Annotated in this window: 12 protein-coding genes; all 12 read left to right on the plus strand. The window is 29.7% G+C overall.

The features are described from left to right. The first annotated feature begins 40 nt into the window (after window positions 1–40). The 12 genes from ACGHJ8_RS02180 (at window position 41) to ACGHJ8_RS02235 (ending at window position 17,784) form a co-directional block, all read left to right on the plus strand. Window positions 41–1,060: a hypothetical protein gene (locus ACGHJ8_RS02180; RefSeq protein ID WP_390541449.1), complete on the plus strand. Its 1,020-nt coding sequence runs from the start codon at window positions 41–43 to the stop codon at window positions 1,058–1,060. A gap of 11 nt (window positions 1,061–1,071) precedes the next feature. Then, window positions 1,072–2,013 carry a hypothetical protein gene (locus ACGHJ8_RS02185; protein WP_390541451.1) on the plus strand — a complete coding sequence of 314 codons (942 nt, stop codon included), beginning with the start codon at window positions 1,072–1,074 and terminating at the stop codon, window positions 2,011–2,013. 2 nt (window positions 2,014–2,015) lie between these two features. Next, entirely contained in the window at window positions 2,016–3,704 is a 1,689-nt protein-coding gene (locus tag ACGHJ8_RS02190) for an Hsp70 family protein (RefSeq protein WP_087357119.1), read from the plus strand. Window positions 3,705–3,767: 63 nt separating this feature from the next. Further along, on the plus strand, window positions 3,768–5,942 hold the full coding sequence (locus tag ACGHJ8_RS02195; protein WP_390541453.1) for an Hsp70 family protein: 2,175 nt from the start codon (window positions 3,768–3,770) through the stop codon (window positions 5,940–5,942). Window positions 5,943–5,953: 11 nt separating this feature from the next. Further along, window positions 5,954–9,037: a hypothetical protein gene (locus ACGHJ8_RS02200; protein ID WP_390541455.1), complete on the plus strand. Its 3,084-nt coding sequence runs from the start codon at window positions 5,954–5,956 to the stop codon at window positions 9,035–9,037. Between the two features lie 19 nt (window positions 9,038–9,056). Next, a complete protein-coding gene (locus ACGHJ8_RS02205) occupies window positions 9,057–10,157 on the plus strand; it encodes a hypothetical protein (RefSeq protein WP_087357116.1) in 1,101 nt (366 codons plus the stop codon). A 9-nt stretch (window positions 10,158–10,166) separates the two neighbouring features. Next, window positions 10,167–12,860 (plus strand): hypothetical protein, encoded by a 2,694-nt coding sequence (locus tag ACGHJ8_RS02210; protein ID WP_087357115.1) that lies wholly within the window; start codon window positions 10,167–10,169, stop codon window positions 12,858–12,860. A 17-nt stretch (window positions 12,861–12,877) separates the two neighbouring features. Next, the gene (locus ACGHJ8_RS02215; protein ID WP_087357114.1) at window positions 12,878–13,168 is read left to right on the plus strand and encodes a hypothetical protein; all 291 of its coding nucleotides are present in this window, start codon (window positions 12,878–12,880) and stop codon (window positions 13,166–13,168) included. A gap of 9 nt (window positions 13,169–13,177) precedes the next feature. Further along, window positions 13,178–13,396 (plus strand): hypothetical protein, encoded by a 219-nt coding sequence (locus tag ACGHJ8_RS02220; RefSeq protein ID WP_087357113.1) that lies wholly within the window; start codon window positions 13,178–13,180, stop codon window positions 13,394–13,396. A 12-nt stretch (window positions 13,397–13,408) separates the two neighbouring features. After that, the gene (locus ACGHJ8_RS02225; protein WP_087357112.1) at window positions 13,409–16,831 is read left to right on the plus strand and encodes an ATP-binding protein; all 3,423 of its coding nucleotides are present in this window, start codon (window positions 13,409–13,411) and stop codon (window positions 16,829–16,831) included. Between the two features lie 6 nt (window positions 16,832–16,837). Then, window positions 16,838–17,350 carry a DNA/RNA non-specific endonuclease gene (locus ACGHJ8_RS02230; RefSeq protein WP_390541458.1) on the plus strand — a complete coding sequence of 171 codons (513 nt, stop codon included), beginning with the start codon at window positions 16,838–16,840 and terminating at the stop codon, window positions 17,348–17,350. 2 nt (window positions 17,351–17,352) lie between these two features. Further along, complete coding sequence (locus ACGHJ8_RS02235; RefSeq protein ID WP_087357110.1) at window positions 17,353–17,784, plus strand: immunity protein YezG family protein; 432 nt, start codon at window positions 17,353–17,355, stop codon at window positions 17,782–17,784. The last annotated feature ends 1 nt before the right edge of the window (window position 17,785 follow it).

Raw genomic sequence — 17,785 nt, forward strand, 5'->3', positions numbered from 1 at the left:
TCTGCCTACTTATGAATGTCCTAATTGTGGTGAACGACATTTGAAATTAGTTCCAAATACTTATGGGATTTTCACTCATAAATGTAAGTGTGGGGAAAAACTACCATGTACCTTTTTTAATGGACGTTCAAAATTAATAGCGCATTGTCCGCATTGTGATGAGTCATTGTCTTCTGATGCAACAAAATCAGTAATTATCCAATTGACTGGTGGAAGTAGCTCTGGTAAAACTGTCTTTTTATCAGCTTTTTATAAAGAGTATTTTAAAAAGCTAAATGCCAATAATCAAATTGAATATGAGATACCTTTAACATCTAAGGAGAAATTTGATGAATTATCAGAATATTATAATGGTACAATATTACCTGAAACAACCTCAGAAACAAATGCAACTATGTATGAATTAATTGTTAAAGGAAAAAATTTAGGAACAGATAGAAAATTTGCTGTTTATGATATTGCAGGGGAAATGTTTCGCCCTGAAATTAGTGATTATGAAATTACTCAGCAACAATATAAATATTGTAATGGAACTATTTTATTGATTGATCCATTTTCAGTTGAAGTTATTCGTAATGAAGCCGAGGCTAGTGGTGAAAATGTTAATAATTATTCGGAGATGGAACCTGATGAAGTTGTGAATAATTTTATTAATTATTTACTTCAAGTTGGTATTATTAAAGGAAATCGAGCGAGTCACTTGCCAGTCGCTGTTGTGATTTGTAAAGCTGACGCACCTATTGTTAGAAAGAAAATTAGTACTGCCCATATTAAGATAATGTATAAAAAATATGTGAATGGATTAGGAGAGGATGAAAAAGCCATGACATATGATCAATATCGTAATGAACAGATTAAACAATTTATGATTGAGTATGGTATGGACAATGCTTTGCAATTATTGGAACATCAGTTTAAAAATATATCTTTTTTTGTTGCAAGTGCTATTGGACATGAACCGGATGGAGAAGAATTTACACCATTTGGAGTTAATGAATGTTTTGATTGGATTATAAAGAGTACGGATAATGAATATTATCGTACTATTGAACAAATATAGGAGGGAGACATATGATAGAAAAAGATTGGCGAATGGATAATCTAGATAATATTTTGTCTGATGAAGAATCATTGAATGAAGAATTAGTTAATCAATCACAGGATGAAAAAGTGAATGATGAAGAAACTCAAAAAGAAAGTTCACAAAATAATGAAATTGAAGAAATTGTAGTTGAATCAATGTTTGATCAATCAGACATTTTATCAGAATTAAAAACTTTATTACATCAATCTTATAATCAGGAGGCTGTTTTAAATAAATTAGATTCTATTCTTCAGTTATTGCAGGCAAAAGAAAATGGCGAAGAAAGTAAAGATAGTTCACTAGATATGCAAGATATGCTGAAAAATTTAACAAAGAGTCAAAATCGAAATAATGATTTATTAGTCCAATATTTAAGACAAAATGCTGAGTTTCAACAGCAAGTTCGTGTTAATATGAATAATGAAAATGAATTATTAAAAAAAGAACTTTTAGGAGAAAGATTAGACCCTTTATTAAAAAGTATTGCTTCAGTTTATGGAGAATATTATCAACTTCTTAATGTTCAAGGAATTGATGAGAAATATCAAAAACAAGTTTCTTATTTATTTGAGAGTATTGAAGATATTCTTTATGAGTATGGTTGTGATATACAACGTAGTGAACCTGGCACGGAAAGATTAGTGAAGACTACAAAAATTAAACAACCATTGGTATTAACGGGTGATAAAAACTTACATCGAAAGGTTATTACATCTTTTAATCCAAGTATATCTAAAGGTAAAAAGGTGTTATATCCTGAATATGTTTCAATTTATAAATATGATGAGTCATTAGCAAAAGAAAATTTACAGAGTGAAGAAATAGAAAATATAGAAATGACTCAAGAAATTAGTGATGAAAAAGAATTAGAGAAATCAAATGATATTAAAGTTAATGAAAATAAATTAGATGAAGAAGGGGAGAATTAAAAATGGCTGTTTATGGAATTGACTTAGGTACTACTTATTCTTGTATTGCAAAATTGGATGTGAATGGAAATCCTCAGGTGATTTCTAATATCACTGACGCATCAGATACTTTAGCATCAGCAATCTATTTTGAAACACTTGATAATATTATCATTGGTCAAAGTGCTAAGGAGTATGTTGAAACTGATGGAGAGAATGTTGTTCAGTTTATAAAAAGAGAAATTGGTAAGGAAGATAAATATGGGGCACATGTGATTCATGGAAAAGAATTTACACCAGTTGAATTATCAGCTCTTATTTTAAAACGTGTTAAGGAAATGGCTGAAGAACAGGGAGAAGAAGTTAAAGACGTTATTATTACTTGTCCAGCTTATTTTGGTTTTAAAGAAAGAGATTTAACAAAAAAAGCAGGAGAAATTGCCGGTTTAAATGTATTGAATTTAATTAATGAACCAACAGCAGCTGCACTTAATTATTGTTCAAGATTATTTCAAGAAGAAACAAATATTTTGGTTTATGATTTAGGTGGTGGAACATTTGATGTTACACTTGTTCATATGTCAGTTATTCCTAATGAGGATGGAAAAGATGAACGTCAAATTAAAATTATTGCAACTGGTGGAAATGATGCTTTAGGTGGTAAAGATTGGGATGATAAATTATTTGAAAAAATTAAAAATCAAGTATGTGATGAATTAGGGTTATCTACTTCAGATTTAGATGTTGAAACAATTCAAAGCATTCGTTCTAAAGTTGAAATAACAAAGAAAAAATTAACTCAAGCTGAAAAGGCAGTTGTTAAAGTTTCTGTTGAAGGCCAAATGGTTAAAATTAATGTAACAAGAGAAGAATTTGAAGAATTGACAAAGTCTTTAGTAGATCAGACTATGAGTTATGTTGAGGGAACTTTAGAAAAAGCAAAAAAGGTGATTGGAGAAGAACCAAAAATTGATACAGTGTTATTGGTTGGTGGATCTACAAATATGCCTATGATTAAACGAGTGGTTGAAGAAAGATTCCCAGGTTTAGTACAAGTGGAAGATCCTGATAGAGCAGTTGCTAAAGGAGCTGCAATTTACGCAGATATGATTGTTAGTGAGGTTTCTGAGGATAATGGAGAAGATATTGATGTTTCACCTATTCATCATGAAGATGGGGAAGAAAATACAAATCGTGTCACAACCCAAACGAATCAAAGCATCATTGTTGATGTTGCACCTCGATCATTCGGCCCTGCTATCTATTTTGGTAATGATTATTTAATTGACAATTTAGTGAAAGAAGGTCAAGAAATTAACCAAACTATTGAAAAACAGTATGTTACAATGGTAGATAATCAAAAAATGATTGTATTCCCAGTTTATGAAAGTCATTCTGTAGAAGATACTGAAAAACCATGTTTTATACCAGATCCTCAAACTGGAGAAGATGTACCACAAGATACAGATCCATCTTTAGAAGTTAAAAAATTGGGAGAACTTGTTCTCAATTTAAATGGTAATGATCCAAAAGGAACTGTTGTTTATGTAGAATTTACAGTACAACCAGTTGGAATTATTATTAAAGTGACATTATCTACGGATTTAAGTGTGACAAAAGAAGAAGTCATTCATTATGATAATGGAATTAGCCAAGAAGAAATGGAACAAATGGCTAAAAATTTAAATAGAGTTTCAATTACAGGTGAGTAATTTATAAAAACGATAGGGTTACAATATCCTATCGTTTTTATAAAATATAGAGGAGAGGATAAGATGAGTGTTAAAATAGGGATTGATTTAGGAACAACTTTTTCTGCTGTGGCTATATATGATAAAACAACTCAAATGCCTAAAATTGTTAAGAACCAATATGGCAATCATATTACACCGTCAGTTATTCAATTTTGTGATGATGGTGAAATTATTATTGGAGATGAAGCGAAAGAAGCATTTGATGAAGGCGATGTTGGTTGTGTTACAGCATTTAAAAGAGGAATGGGAGATAATCAGCCTTATGCTTTTTACAAAGGAAAAGGATATAGTGCTGAAGAACTTTCAGCTATGCTTTTAAAAGCATTAAAAGAAGATACAGAAAAGATTTTAAATGATACTATTGAAGAAGCGGTAATCACTGTGCCAGCATATTTCTTTCATAAAGAAAGACAAGCAACTTTAAATGCGGCAAAAAAAGCTGGTTTGAAAGTGAGAATGTTGATTAATGAACCAACTGCAGCTGCTCTAAATTATGGGGTAAATCATTGGCGAGAAAATGCAGTTATTATGGTTTATGATTTAGGTGGTGGAACATTTGATGTTACTTTATTACAAATGGGAAATCATAATGAAATTCATTGTTTAAAAACAATGGGCAATCATATTTTAGGTGGAAAAGATTGGGATCGTGCATTAGTCCATTACTTGATTCAATTAATCTATTCTGAAACTGGGGAAGATGTAAAAAAAGATAATCAATTTATGAATGAGCTAAGTGGAAATGTGGAAAAAATAAAAAAAGATTTAACGAAAGCAAAGCAAGTAAAGATAAAGTTACGAGTACCTCACTATGGGGTTTATGAAACAATTATCACAGTTGAAGATTTTGAAAATCTAACACATTCGTTATTAGATCAAACAGTCACTTTATGTGAAACAATTCTAAAAGAAAGTCAAATGGACTGGCATCAAGTGACTGATATTTTACTAGTTGGAGGATCAACAAGAATGCCTCAAGTTTCTAAATATCTTGAGAAAGTAAGTGGGCATAGACCTTTAACACAAGTTAATCCTGATGAAGCTGTCGCTTTAGGTGCAGCTATTCAGACAATCTTACCTATTCCTAAATATGAAAAAATACAAGCTGGTGAATTAAAATCTACGCCAACACGATTTAAAGCAGGTTTGGTTAAAAAAGAACAATCATTAACTCATGCTTCAGCGATACGAGTAAAAGATGTTCAGGCACATGCTTTAGGGATAATAGCAGTAAATGCAGAGGGAACACATTATGAAAATCAAAATATTATCCCGGCAAATCAAGAAATTCCTGTTAAATGTGCAAAGAAATTTCAATATTACACATATCCTAATCGTAAAAATGAAGTTGATATTTACTTATTACAAGGGACTAAACCAATTCTAGAATGTGAAATATTGAATAAATATGTTATATCAGGAATTAAACATAAAGAAGATGGACCAACTATCATTCGTATTCAATATAGTTATGATGCAAGCGGGTTAGTTCATGTTCAAGCTAGACAAGAAGATGATCAATATGATTTACCTATAAGAGAGGAACCGATTGATAAAGATATTTCTAGATTTGGGCAACCAATTCCGCAGGAAAAAATAACGCAAGAAAAAGTATCTGTACTATTTGTTATTGATACTTCTGGCTCAATGGCAGGAAGCCGTATTGATGAAGCAAAATTATCTATTAAAGATTTTGTACATAAGTTAAAAGGGAAAAATGTATCATTTGGTATTTTGGCTTTTTCATCAAGTATTACTCCTATTCAATCTTTAACAGAAAATAGACATAAAATTAATAAAAGTACAGATAGTTTGGATAGTGGTATTGGAGGTTGCGGAACTTCAGCAGATCCTTTTCCAGCAGCTCAAAAAATCTTTGAATCTGTAAAAGGTCGAAAAATTATAATTGTTTTAACAGATGGAGACTGGTATGGAATGGAACCAGAACCCACAGTTACTGCTGATATTTGTAAAAAAAATCAAATTGAAATTATTGCTATTGGAATAGGAGAATCAAATTTAGAATTTTTAAGAAAAATTTCATCTATTTCTGAAAAAGCATTAAAAATTAATGAAAAACAGCTACGTCAATCATTTGGTAATATTGCACAAACAATTCGTGATTCATCACATACAAAAGGAAAAATAAATAGAGAGTATAGTAGTGTTGATACATGGGATGCTGTAGATGAATAGGGGGATGATTTGTGGTGAGACAAAACTTTTTTGAATTACTTAATGGTTTAGATTTTAATGAAAAAAATGAACAAGTAATTGAAGAAGCTATTAAAAAATGGGTAAAAGAAAAAAATCAGTTATTTTCTATTGAAACCGATTTAATTGAAAAAAATAAAATAAAAGAAGAAATGGCATTAGAATCAGAAATGAGAAAAGTCATGTTTAATGTTGAATTAAGAAAACAAGAAGCTCAAGCAATGATTGAGAAAAGAAAAAGTGAAATTGATAATTTAGCGAGGATTCTAAGTACTGATAAAGAAGGCCCAATTCCTATTATGAATGCTCGTTTAAGAAGTATATCTGAAAAATCAGGACTAAAAATTCAAGAAGTCTCTAAAATATTTAAAAATCATCATTTTGATATTAAAATGAAAGCTAATACATTAGATTTTAATAAATATTTTTTAAGAGATCAAATGGGAGAAATTAATAAATTATTAGCAGAAATGAATAAACCAGATGTAGCTAAAAAATATCCATGGTTGACAAAAAAAGTGAATAGTTTATATGACTTACTAGCTTGTTATAATAATGAACCAAATATGAATTATTATAATAAGAAAACAGGAGATTTGTTAAGTATTGCAACTGATGGTGATAAGGTTTATTCTATAAAACAAAACGTTCCGGAAGCTCGTACTTTGTTTTCTAAAGCCAAAAATGATGCATTTGCCAATGATGAAACACGAATGCGTTATGATAACTCGAGAAAATTAATGGAACTAGATGAATTTTTTGCAATTGCTAAAAATGTTCCTGATAGTATGAAAAAAGATGAAAGTTTTGCTGATGTTGTTATCAAAAGAATTCAGACAAAATTTCCTGATTATGATTTAGCGCTTACTATATATAATCAGACTTTGGGATTAATGCGTGATCCTTATGAACCAGAAAAAGCTTTGATACATGTTTATTGTGGCAATTGCCAATCACCTGCAACTTTTCAATCAGTTAAAGAAGCAATGCAAGCAAAATGCCCTGTATGTGGTGAAATGTATTATAGAAAATGTCCGAATTGTGGTAAACTTATTCCTACATCAATTCGAAAATGTACAAAATGTCACTTTGATTTATTAGAGTACCAATATTTTGATTCTTATTATCAAAATGCAAAACAGGCAATACAAGATTCTGACATTGCACTGGCAGTAGAATATTACCATAAGGCACAAGTTGCAGATCCTAAAAATAATCAATTAAAATCATTAGATGAACAAATTAAAAAATTAAATCAAATGTATGAAAAGCCATTAAATCAACTTCAGGAATATATAAATAAGAATGAATATAATAAGGCAAATAGTTATCTTAGTCAAATCAAATCGCAATATCCAAAGCTTAATTTAAAAGCTCAAGAAAAAAAGATACAAGACACTTTAGAAAAAGCAAAACAGATGTTTAATCAAAAAAGTAATAACATGTATGAAGCAGCTAATACATGTATAAGAATTTTAAGAGACGTTAGTGATTTTATTGATGCAAAAGAATTTGTGATGCAAACAGCTCCAAGGCCTGTAAGTCATTTCATGGTTACTTTGGAGAATAATGGTGTACAATTAAGTTGGCACGCTTCACCAGATATAGGTGTTGAGTATGTTATTTTAAGAAAAGAGGATAGTCCTTCAAAAAATATAAATGATGGGGAACAAATTTTTTGTTCGGCAGGAACTCTAACTTATGTTGATCGCAAAATTAATCCTGGTTCTATTTATTATTATACTGCTTTTGTTAGAAGAATGTCTGTTTTGTCTCAGCCTGTTTCTCAAACAATAACATATACTGTTGATATGGGAGAAGATATGTTGAATTTCTACTTAGATAAGGGAAAATGTATTTTTACATGGACACTACCAAAGAATGCAATAGGAGTTCGTGTTTTGAAAAGTAAAAGTGGGGCTGTTGCAAATCAACCGGGAGGAAATACACAGTGTGTAGCTAATAATGTTTATAGTTCTTTTGAGGATGGTCATCTAGAAAATGGAGTTTTATATCAATATCGTTTTCAGATTATTTATCAGATGAAGGGTAAGTTGATTTATACAAATGGAATAACTAAAGATATTATTAGTGAAGATATTCCAGATCCTGTGACAATTCGTCAGGGACAGTATAATTCAACACAACAAAAAATAATACTTGATATAAAATCAAATACACCAAAACCATATAAAATACAAATTATTCATCTTGTTGGATCATTTGGCTTACCGAATGATATTATCAATACTTCGGAATTGACTAAATATGGTAAAATAGTTGCTTATGGAGATAGTCTGGATTCTAAAATTCAATTTGCCCCATTAAAAAATACAGGATATAAATTAGGAATAGCAACTATTGCTGGAAGTAAGGCTGTATTAGGTAATTATGTCAATATATCGACTTTTGAAAAGTGTGAGATTGATAAACAAAAAACGAAAGTAAAAAATAATCGTTTAAATATTCATTTGAAAGAACCATTAGCTAAAAATATAATTAAATTATATTATGCTTGTAAAATAAAAGATAACTTATCAAGTAAGCCACCATATCTAACAAAAGATAATTTAGATGAAATGAAAGTGATTTCATTAGAAAGTTACGAACGTCAACATTGTATTCCCATTGATGCTCTACCAGAAAATCAGTTATACATAACAGTGATTGCTGAATTATCTCAAGGAAATCAAAGTTATTTTTCTGAGCCTTCAAAATTATATATTAATAATAGTCCTAAAAAGAAAATATATTATGAAATTCAATGGAAAGGTACTTTTACACCTAGACGTAAAGGAGCTATTTTACGCATTGATGGTGAAAATACTGAATGTCCAACTTTATATTTAGTAGGTACTACGGATGGTAAGATTCCTTTAGATTATACAGGAAAAAATGTAATTGTTGCAAAAAAAATAGAAAGTCAACCATCAAAATCGTTATCAGTACTATTGGATATACCAGATAGTATACCTGCCAAAGCAAAGTTAAGATTGTTTATTGATAAAGAAGATCAAGATGAATATGAATTAGAAGTGTTGAATGGAAAAAGTTTAAATGTTCCAACAAAGAAATGATAGATAGGAGGAGAAAAAAATGAGTGATATATTATGTCCATATTGTTTTGAGAAAGTTACTACAAAAACAGCCTATTTTGAATGTACAGGTTGTAATAGTAAACTCATTATGCCACTAGGAGTAAAAAATGGAAAGTTGCCTAAATGTCCTAAGTGTAAAGGGAGTGCAGTTAAAAGAGTTGTATTGAAATGTGGTGCATGTTCTAATGAATTGCCAAATGATATTTTTCAATATAAAAAGTATATACCTTTTTCCATTGTCGGATTATCTGGTTCCGGAAAGACGAATTACATTACAACAATGATTCAAGAATTGAAAACAAGTCGTTGTGGTTTTGATGTTTCGGCTATGAATAGTGCAACAAATAATCGTTTTTTGGAAGAAAAGAATAGTATTTATAAGGAATTAAAGCCCTCTGAAGGAACAAATTCTGGAGAAATTATACCCTATCAATGGCGAATTAGAAAGCCAGGGAAAATGTCTCGACTTGAATCATATTGTATGACTATTTTTGATGGAGCTGGGGAAGATCAAACACAAATGATGGATAGTGATGTTGCTTCATATATTGCTGCATCAAAATATGTTATTTTTCTTGTTGATCCAATGTCTTTATATAAGGTTAAACAAACTGTTCAAGATAAAGATGTTTTAGAGTGGTCATTACCAGAAGGAAAGGTAGAAGAAGATGATGATAGTGATGCATCTATCAATTTAGCTCAAGATATGGCATCATATATTCGACAAGCTGCTAATTTAAAGGTTACAAGGAAAATTGAAATTCCTATAGCTATATGTTTTACAAAAATTGATCTTCTTTTAGATCAGTTTGGGCAGCAACAAATTACAAAACCAAGTCCTCATACCAGAGAAAGAAAGTTTAAGACAGGAGATGCAAATCTAGTGAATGATGAAATTCGACAATATTTAGAACAAGTCGGAGAAGGTCCATTCCTAGATTCTATCGATATGAACTTTAAAAATGCGCATTTTTTTGGAGTTAGTAGCTTTGGTAATGTTCCCATTGGTGAAAAACAATTAAATACTGTTGAACCTCATCGTGTATTGGATCCTTTAATGTGGATATTTGCTCAAGAAAAAATCATTGATAAAGATTAGGAGGTTACTATGTTTGATCAAATTATATATACTAGAAATAATTTCGGTAGACAATTAGAAAAAAACGGAATAGAGGATAAAAGTAGTGGCTATAAAATAAGATCATTTAGTAAAGAAATTTATGATCATTTGGATAGTAAAGAGATTAGTTTACTTGCAAAGGCATATATAAAAAATAGAAATGAATCTAAAACAACAGCTAAACAGGGACTTATTGATTCATTTGAATATATGAAGCTTAATAGTAAAGTATCTTTTTTTGGTTTTCAACATCAAAGATTATCCCATGAAGATAAGCGTGCAGGTAATTTTATTAAACATTTATATGTTGGTGAAGTTAATGATTATCCAGTCAATTATATGAATGAATCATTATATCCTTATTGTGATTATCCATCTGAGTATTATTATGAAATGAATGAAACTTGTGATTTCCTTCCATCAAAAGAATTAGAACCATCACCAAAATATACAAAAGAACAAATTAAAGAATTTTATCATGATGGTAGAGAAGATACTATTCAAAATGCAATCAGTTTTCTTATTGAACAAGCAGATTCTTCGCATAAAAAAGTTTTAATTATCAAAGATGATGCTTTAAACGTTTTGAAGTGGATAGCTTGTATTACCTATGCATTACCTTTGGAATTGAGTAAAAAAATTTCTTTTAATACAAATGCGAAAATAGAGAAAAGTAACGTAGGATCTTTTATGTATTGTTTAGATTCTGATGGCTCTTATGCACGATATGCACCTAATCATGAAAATCTGACACCGCATTTACTTTATGATATTATTGGCATTTCTCCTTTGACAATGTCAGCATCTGGATTTAAACCACTTCCTAATTCTCCATTTATTGTGATTGATGGTACAACTAAAGAGATTTCTTATACAACACAGTTAAATCATGATTATTTACAATTTGTATGTGCTTACGATGAAAATATGAATGATTTTAATTCTATTTTAAAATCATTTGATCACTATGACTTTAACGACATTTATAAAATTTATGAAATTTATCATTATCTATTTAAAGATCAGAATTGTCCTAATCAATGGGAATATCAAAAGTTAATGCATTATCTTGAACAATTGAATGACTATTTGAAGCCAGAAAGTCTATTGAAAATTAATCTCAGTGTACAATTATATAAACTTTATAAATCAAAAAATCAATGGTTTCAAGAAGATAGTAAAAATGATTATCAATTACTTAATTTTATCTTTCATGCGAGCTTACAATCTCAACACTCAAAATATATGAATAATGTGAGTTCGATGATTTATCAAATAGTGGACTTTATAATGAATAAAAATAGCTTTGATATTAAACAAGCTAAAAAATTCTGGGAATCAGTGAAAAAAGATAATGTTTTGTATAAGTTCGTAAGTGATTATTATTTTGATGAAGAAAAAGTAGGTTCTATATCTAAACTTAAGGAATTAGAATATATTGATGATGAAGTTGCTTTTGATTATGGATACTTAATCATATCCTTATTAAACGATTATTTAAAAGATAAGGGATTAAATAAAGAACTGTTTGTTGAACATTCTGGATGGACAGGATTATTGTTTAATTTATATAAATTAATTTTATCAGAAGACTATGATAAAAAAGTTATGAATTTAGTACAAAATTATAATTCTGATGTTATGAATGCTTTAACAATGAAATTTGCAACAACTGTTGGTTTTAATACTCCTATTACTAAAAATTGGATTACACTATATGGAAGCCGTATTTCTGACAATAATTTATATAATCAATGTCAAGACATGTTATTGGCAGGAATTTCACCTAAAGCAGTAGAATTGTTATTAGTTACTTATATGGAAAAACAAGGAAAAACAAGTGATGCTTTGCTGAAAGCATTTAAATTATTATTTGTAAGTATGGACAATGATAAAAAATTAGGAATTTCTTTCTTTGATCAGTATCTTTTAATTGTAGCATCACAATCAAATAAATATCAAGAAATTTCTCGTTTGATTAGTTTTGTAAGAGATGAGCAATTTTCAAAGAGTTTACAAGTAACTTTGTTGAGTCGTATTGACCAATTTATGCCATCTTTTGTTAAAAATAGAGAAGATAAAAAAATGATTGAAGAATGCTTAGATTGGTGTAGAGATTTAAATATGATTACCAAGAATCTAAGTAAAGCTCAATTGGCTGAAGAAGTTCAGCATTTAAAAAAGAGTCATTTATTAGCATTTATTAGCAAAGTTAGAAAAAATCATATTGTGGTAGATGAAAAAGATACAGAATGGATTCAAATTTTTATTGAAGGAATTGGTAAATATATTGAGGATTCTGAAGCTTTTGTTGAAGCATGTTACATGTTTGATGCAGATTCTTTTGTTCAAGAAGAAATAATAAAAAAATATTTTGATATTATTGCTAAAAGAACAAAAAAGGATAGTACGGCTATTGAAATATGTATTGATATTCTTTGTAGTCAAAAAATGGATAAAATGATTCGTCAATATGTGGAAAGTGAAGGAATTTCATTATTAGCAGAATATTATAAAGAAGATTTGTGGTTAGACGTTATTGATACTATTCGTGATCGTAAGAATCGTGCAAAAGCATCTGAATTAAATGAACATATTAAAGATATTGCTGGTGAGATGAAAGGATTTAGTTTTAATAAAGTGAAAGAAGGATTTAGTAGTTTCTTTAAGAAGAAAAAATAGATAGGAGATGAAATGTCATGGCAAAAAAAGTATCTAAAGAAGAAATGGACGAAATGATTAATGATCAAAAAGAAAAACGCCATTATGATGAAATGAGTGATGAAGATAAAGCAAAGTTTGATGCTAAAGAAGAAGAAATCAGACAAGAGTATCAAGAAGGTTATGATAAAAAGGATGATAATGATAATCAAGATGATGATAAAAAAGACGATGATGAATATAAAGAAGAACAAGAAAGAGATATTACTAAAGAAGGAGAAATTGATGATGATCCTGAAAGGGATGACGATGATGATATGGTTTTATAAAGGAGTATTATGAAGAAGAAATCATTTGATGAGTTTCAATTATTGAAAAAAAAGTCTATGCATTATGATGAAATGAGTGATGAAGATAAAATAAAGTTTAATCAACAGATGGAAGATATTAAGGATAGATACGATATGAAAGATTTAAAGCAATCTGATTATATTGATAGTAAACGTGAAGGGGACTATATCAATGAAGAAGATTTAGAGATTGACGAAGCTTTGTAAAGGGGGAATTTTATGCCAAATATAGCGGATTATAATGGAAATAAAAAGACCAACATGCGCTATCAAACAAAAAAAAGTAAAGATGCTAAAGAAGAAAAAGCAAAACAATTATTAATGACAAAACAACGTTTGGAAGGATTAAAAGATTCATTAAAATTATTAGATGTCTTTGTAAATAGTCGTCATATGGAAATGCTTCAACCTGCTGGATATGGTGATTTATACAAAAGTAAAGTTGGTGTATTAGAAGCTAATAAAAAAAATCGTCTTAAGAATATTGCTATCTATAATGTAACGAAAATTATGTATAATCAAGATGAAGATAATTTTGAAAAATTAGTAAGTGTTTATTCAGCAATGTATACTTTTGGAGGAACTGTTGGAATTATCATTCAAAGTGACGGTAAATATGCACAATTATATTTATGTGTGAATAGTGAAAATAATGAATCGGTTGCTGGTAATTTGCTATGTAGTAATTTTAAAGGGCAATTTCCTGGTTGTGAGTTATCTAAATTAAATAATCTAGATAAAGAAAAGTTATTAGATTCTTTTTCAACAGATTTAAAGCAGAAAAGAAGCACAACAGTTAAAGCAATGAGTATGATTCCTGGAAGAAGGGAAGAAGAACAACAAAAGGGTAGATTCTTGACTTCACAGGGTTATGAGAAATTTATTGATACAATGAATGGGAAGAAATATACACTTGTTGTATTAGCCCAAAAAATATCTAGTGAGGCAATGGATTTGGCTAAGGGTGGTTTTGAAGATATATATACATCTTTATCCCCTTATGCTAAAGAACAAGCTAGTTATGCTGAAAGTGAAACAGATAGTATTAATTATACAATTTCTAATGGAATCAGTCATTCTACAAGTCAATCTATATCTAATTCTTATGGAACAAACCATACATCTAGTATAGCTCATGGAAAGGGTAAAAATAGTGGTTTTTCTTCTTCATGGGATGGTATTGGTTTCTCTAATGGTTCATCATGGTCATCAACTCTTGCTCAAAGTGAAGGAATAAGTACGGGATATAGTCAAGGAAATGTTACTACTGATGGTGATAATTCAAATGAATCAGAGGCTTTGGGCAGGACACATGGTACAACACGTACAGTGTCTGTGACTAGAGATAATAAGGCCGTTGTAGATATGTTAGAAAAACTTGATGTTATGATTAAAAGAATTGAATCAAACCAATTGTTTGGAATGTGGAATGCTGCAAGTTATATTATTACAGAAGATTCTTCAACAGCTTCTATTGCTATAGCAACATTACTTTCTTTATTAGCAGGGGATAATAAAGGAGCAAGTCATGCGTATATTAATGAGTGGAATGCTTGCAAACCTGGCGGACAAATTGATAGAGATAAAATTTTGGAATACTTAGGAAATCTTTATCACCCAGAAATTGAATTAGAAATGTATAAATTAGATAATGATGGAAATATGATCTCGCTCATTGATGAGAAAGGTCAATCTATTCCGGCACAATGTTTAACTCCTGCATTAATGGTTTCGGGTAAAGAATTACCAGTTATGTTAGGCATACCGCACCGTTCCGTTCCGGGAGTTGTAGTTGATAGTGCGGCAGAATTTGGACGTAATGTTCCAGAAAATTGGCGTCAAAAAATAAAAAGACCAATCGATTTTGGTAACGTTTATCATATGGGGAGTATTGAGCATACACCAGTGTGTCTTAATTTAGACTCTTTTGCTTCGCATAGTTTTATTTGTGGAGCATCAGGATCTGGTAAAAGTAATACAACCTATAATTTATTATATGAAATGATTAAGCGAAAGATTCCATTTCTTGTAATTGAGCCAGCTAAGGGAGAATATAAGGTTGAATTTGCTGCATTAAAAAGTATAAATATTTTTGTTGCAGAAGATAGCGCTTATCGAAAATTACAAATTAATCCTTTTGAATTTAACCCTCATATTCATATTAGAGAACATTTAGATCGTTTGAGTTCTACAGTATGTGCTTGCTGGCCATTATATGGAGCTATGCCAGGATTATTAAAACAGGCATTTGAAAAAGTTTATATTGATCATGGTTGGGATTTAGAATATTCAATAAGGATTGTCGATAGGGGAAGCAAATATCCAACATTTAAAGATTTAGAAATAGCCTTAAATCAGATTATTGATGATTCACCATACTCGAAACAATCTAAAGGAGATTATAAAGGAGCTTTATTAAATCGTGTATCTTCTTTAAATAATGGTTTTGAAGGTCAGATTTTTGGAAATTCTATAGGTATTGCTGATAAAGTATTGTTTGATAGTAATACAATTATTGATTTGAGTAGTATTGGTTCAGAAGATACAAAATCACTCATTATGGGTGTTCTTATTATTAGATTACAAGAGTATCGTAAAGCTACACGTAAGACATTAAATGCATCACTTCAGCATATTACAGTATTAGAAGAAGCACATAATATTTTAAAACGTTGTTCACAAGATACAAACATTGAATCAGGAAATGTTCAAGGACAATCAGTTAAGATGCTATGTGGATGTATTGCAGAAATGCGAAGTTTTGGTGAAGGATTTATGATTATTGATCAATCACCATCAGCTATTGATGAAACAGCTATTAAAAATACAGCCATTAAAATTGTTATGAGATTGCCTAATAAGGAAGATTGTGAAGCTATGGGTGCTGCATTAAGTTTAAACGAAGAACAAATAAAAGAATTAAGCAGATTAGATATTGGTGTTGCAGCTATTTATCATGTCGGATGGACTAATACATTGCTTGCTAAAATGGGAAATATCTGGAATAACCATGTACTAGGAACACGACAAGATGTCATTTATGATCGAAATAATTATATAAGGGTTAAAGGAGCTGTTGTTCAATTTTTATTCAGTCGAATTTATGACAAAGATTATTATGATTTAAGAAATGATACAATTGATTTGGTGAAAGAATTAACCGCAAAAGGTCAGGTAAATATTTTATCAGAAGATAAAATTCAAGAAATTATTTTAGATATATCTGTTTTCTTTGAAAATAGTGCCTCTTTGTTTGAAAAGAACAATCATAATCGACTGAAAGGGGTTTATCGTGATTTTATGTTTGACTTTTTGAGATTAACCAGTGTTTTTAAAATCTTTCCATTAAATATTGTTGATCACCTTGATTTATTTTCAACTCCAAAACAAAAAGATATCAATGAGGCTTTGAGATGGGGAAAAAATATTAAAGAGGTGATTGGGCAATATTTAGTTATGCCTCTAGAAGTAGATCCTGTATCACATTATAGTTGGCCATCAAATCCTTATCAAGCAGAACTATTTAATGATATTTTTCATGATATTTTATTTTCTTATAGTCAAAAATATTGGTCTATGACTGGTAGTGATAAATATCAAATAGCTATAGATATTTTAAATTCTCAAAAATTTTTTAGGTGATGATAAATGAAAAGAAATATTGAAGATTTAGAAGATGAAGTTGATGAAACAAAAGAAAATGATGATCATTTTCAGTCAACTTATCGATTAAAAGAAAACTATGAGTATGAGAAAAATGGGTATCATTATGAAACAGATTCCAAAGGTAGAATTAAAGAAGCATCTGGTGTGTTGCATCTAGGAGAAGGAAAGAGATATGGGAATCACCAATTAGAGGCAGGACATGAAGATCGTAAAGAAAATGATGAAGGTGGACATATTATTGCATCACGATTTGAAGGATCTGGGAAAATAGATAACTTAGTTGCGATGGATAAAGGATTAAATCGTAATGAATATAAAGCTTTGGAAGAAAGCTGGGCAAAGGATATTTCTGAGGGAAAAAAAGTTGATGTTGATATAAAAATGATTTATAAAGGCGAGAGTGAACGTCCGGACCGTTTTAGAATTTCTTATCGTATAGAAAATGAAAATGGTGATGTTAAATATTATTCTAAAACTTTTAGAAACGGAGGATAGATATGGCAACAACAAAGGAAAATCAAGATAAAATGAATAAATATTTTAAAGATTTAGCTTTTCACTTAAATAATGCATTACCAGAAAATTGGTATCATGTTGTTTTAGGTTCTTTCTATTATATAAAAGAAGATCACTTGATGGATAATTATCAAATTTACTATCAATATTCACCAGGTGATGATTATTTAGACTTGCTGAAAGAGTTTTGGGAAGGAACGGAAGATGATTTAAGAGAAGATAGCATAGATGAAGTTAGCCTTATTCTACAGGATATTCATGATTATTGTAAAAAATGTGGAGATGATTGGAGAGAAATGACATTTGATTTTTATGTGAATGGCCATTATGATGTTCATTTTCAATATGATGATATTGATGATTTTAATGAACTTTATATTAATATGTGGCAAGCTGAACATTTTGAATATTAAT

The organism is Massiliimicrobium timonense, from assembly GCF_042850985.1.
Classification (GTDB): Bacteria; Bacillota_I; Bacilli_A; order Erysipelotrichales; family Coprobacillaceae; genus Allocoprobacillus.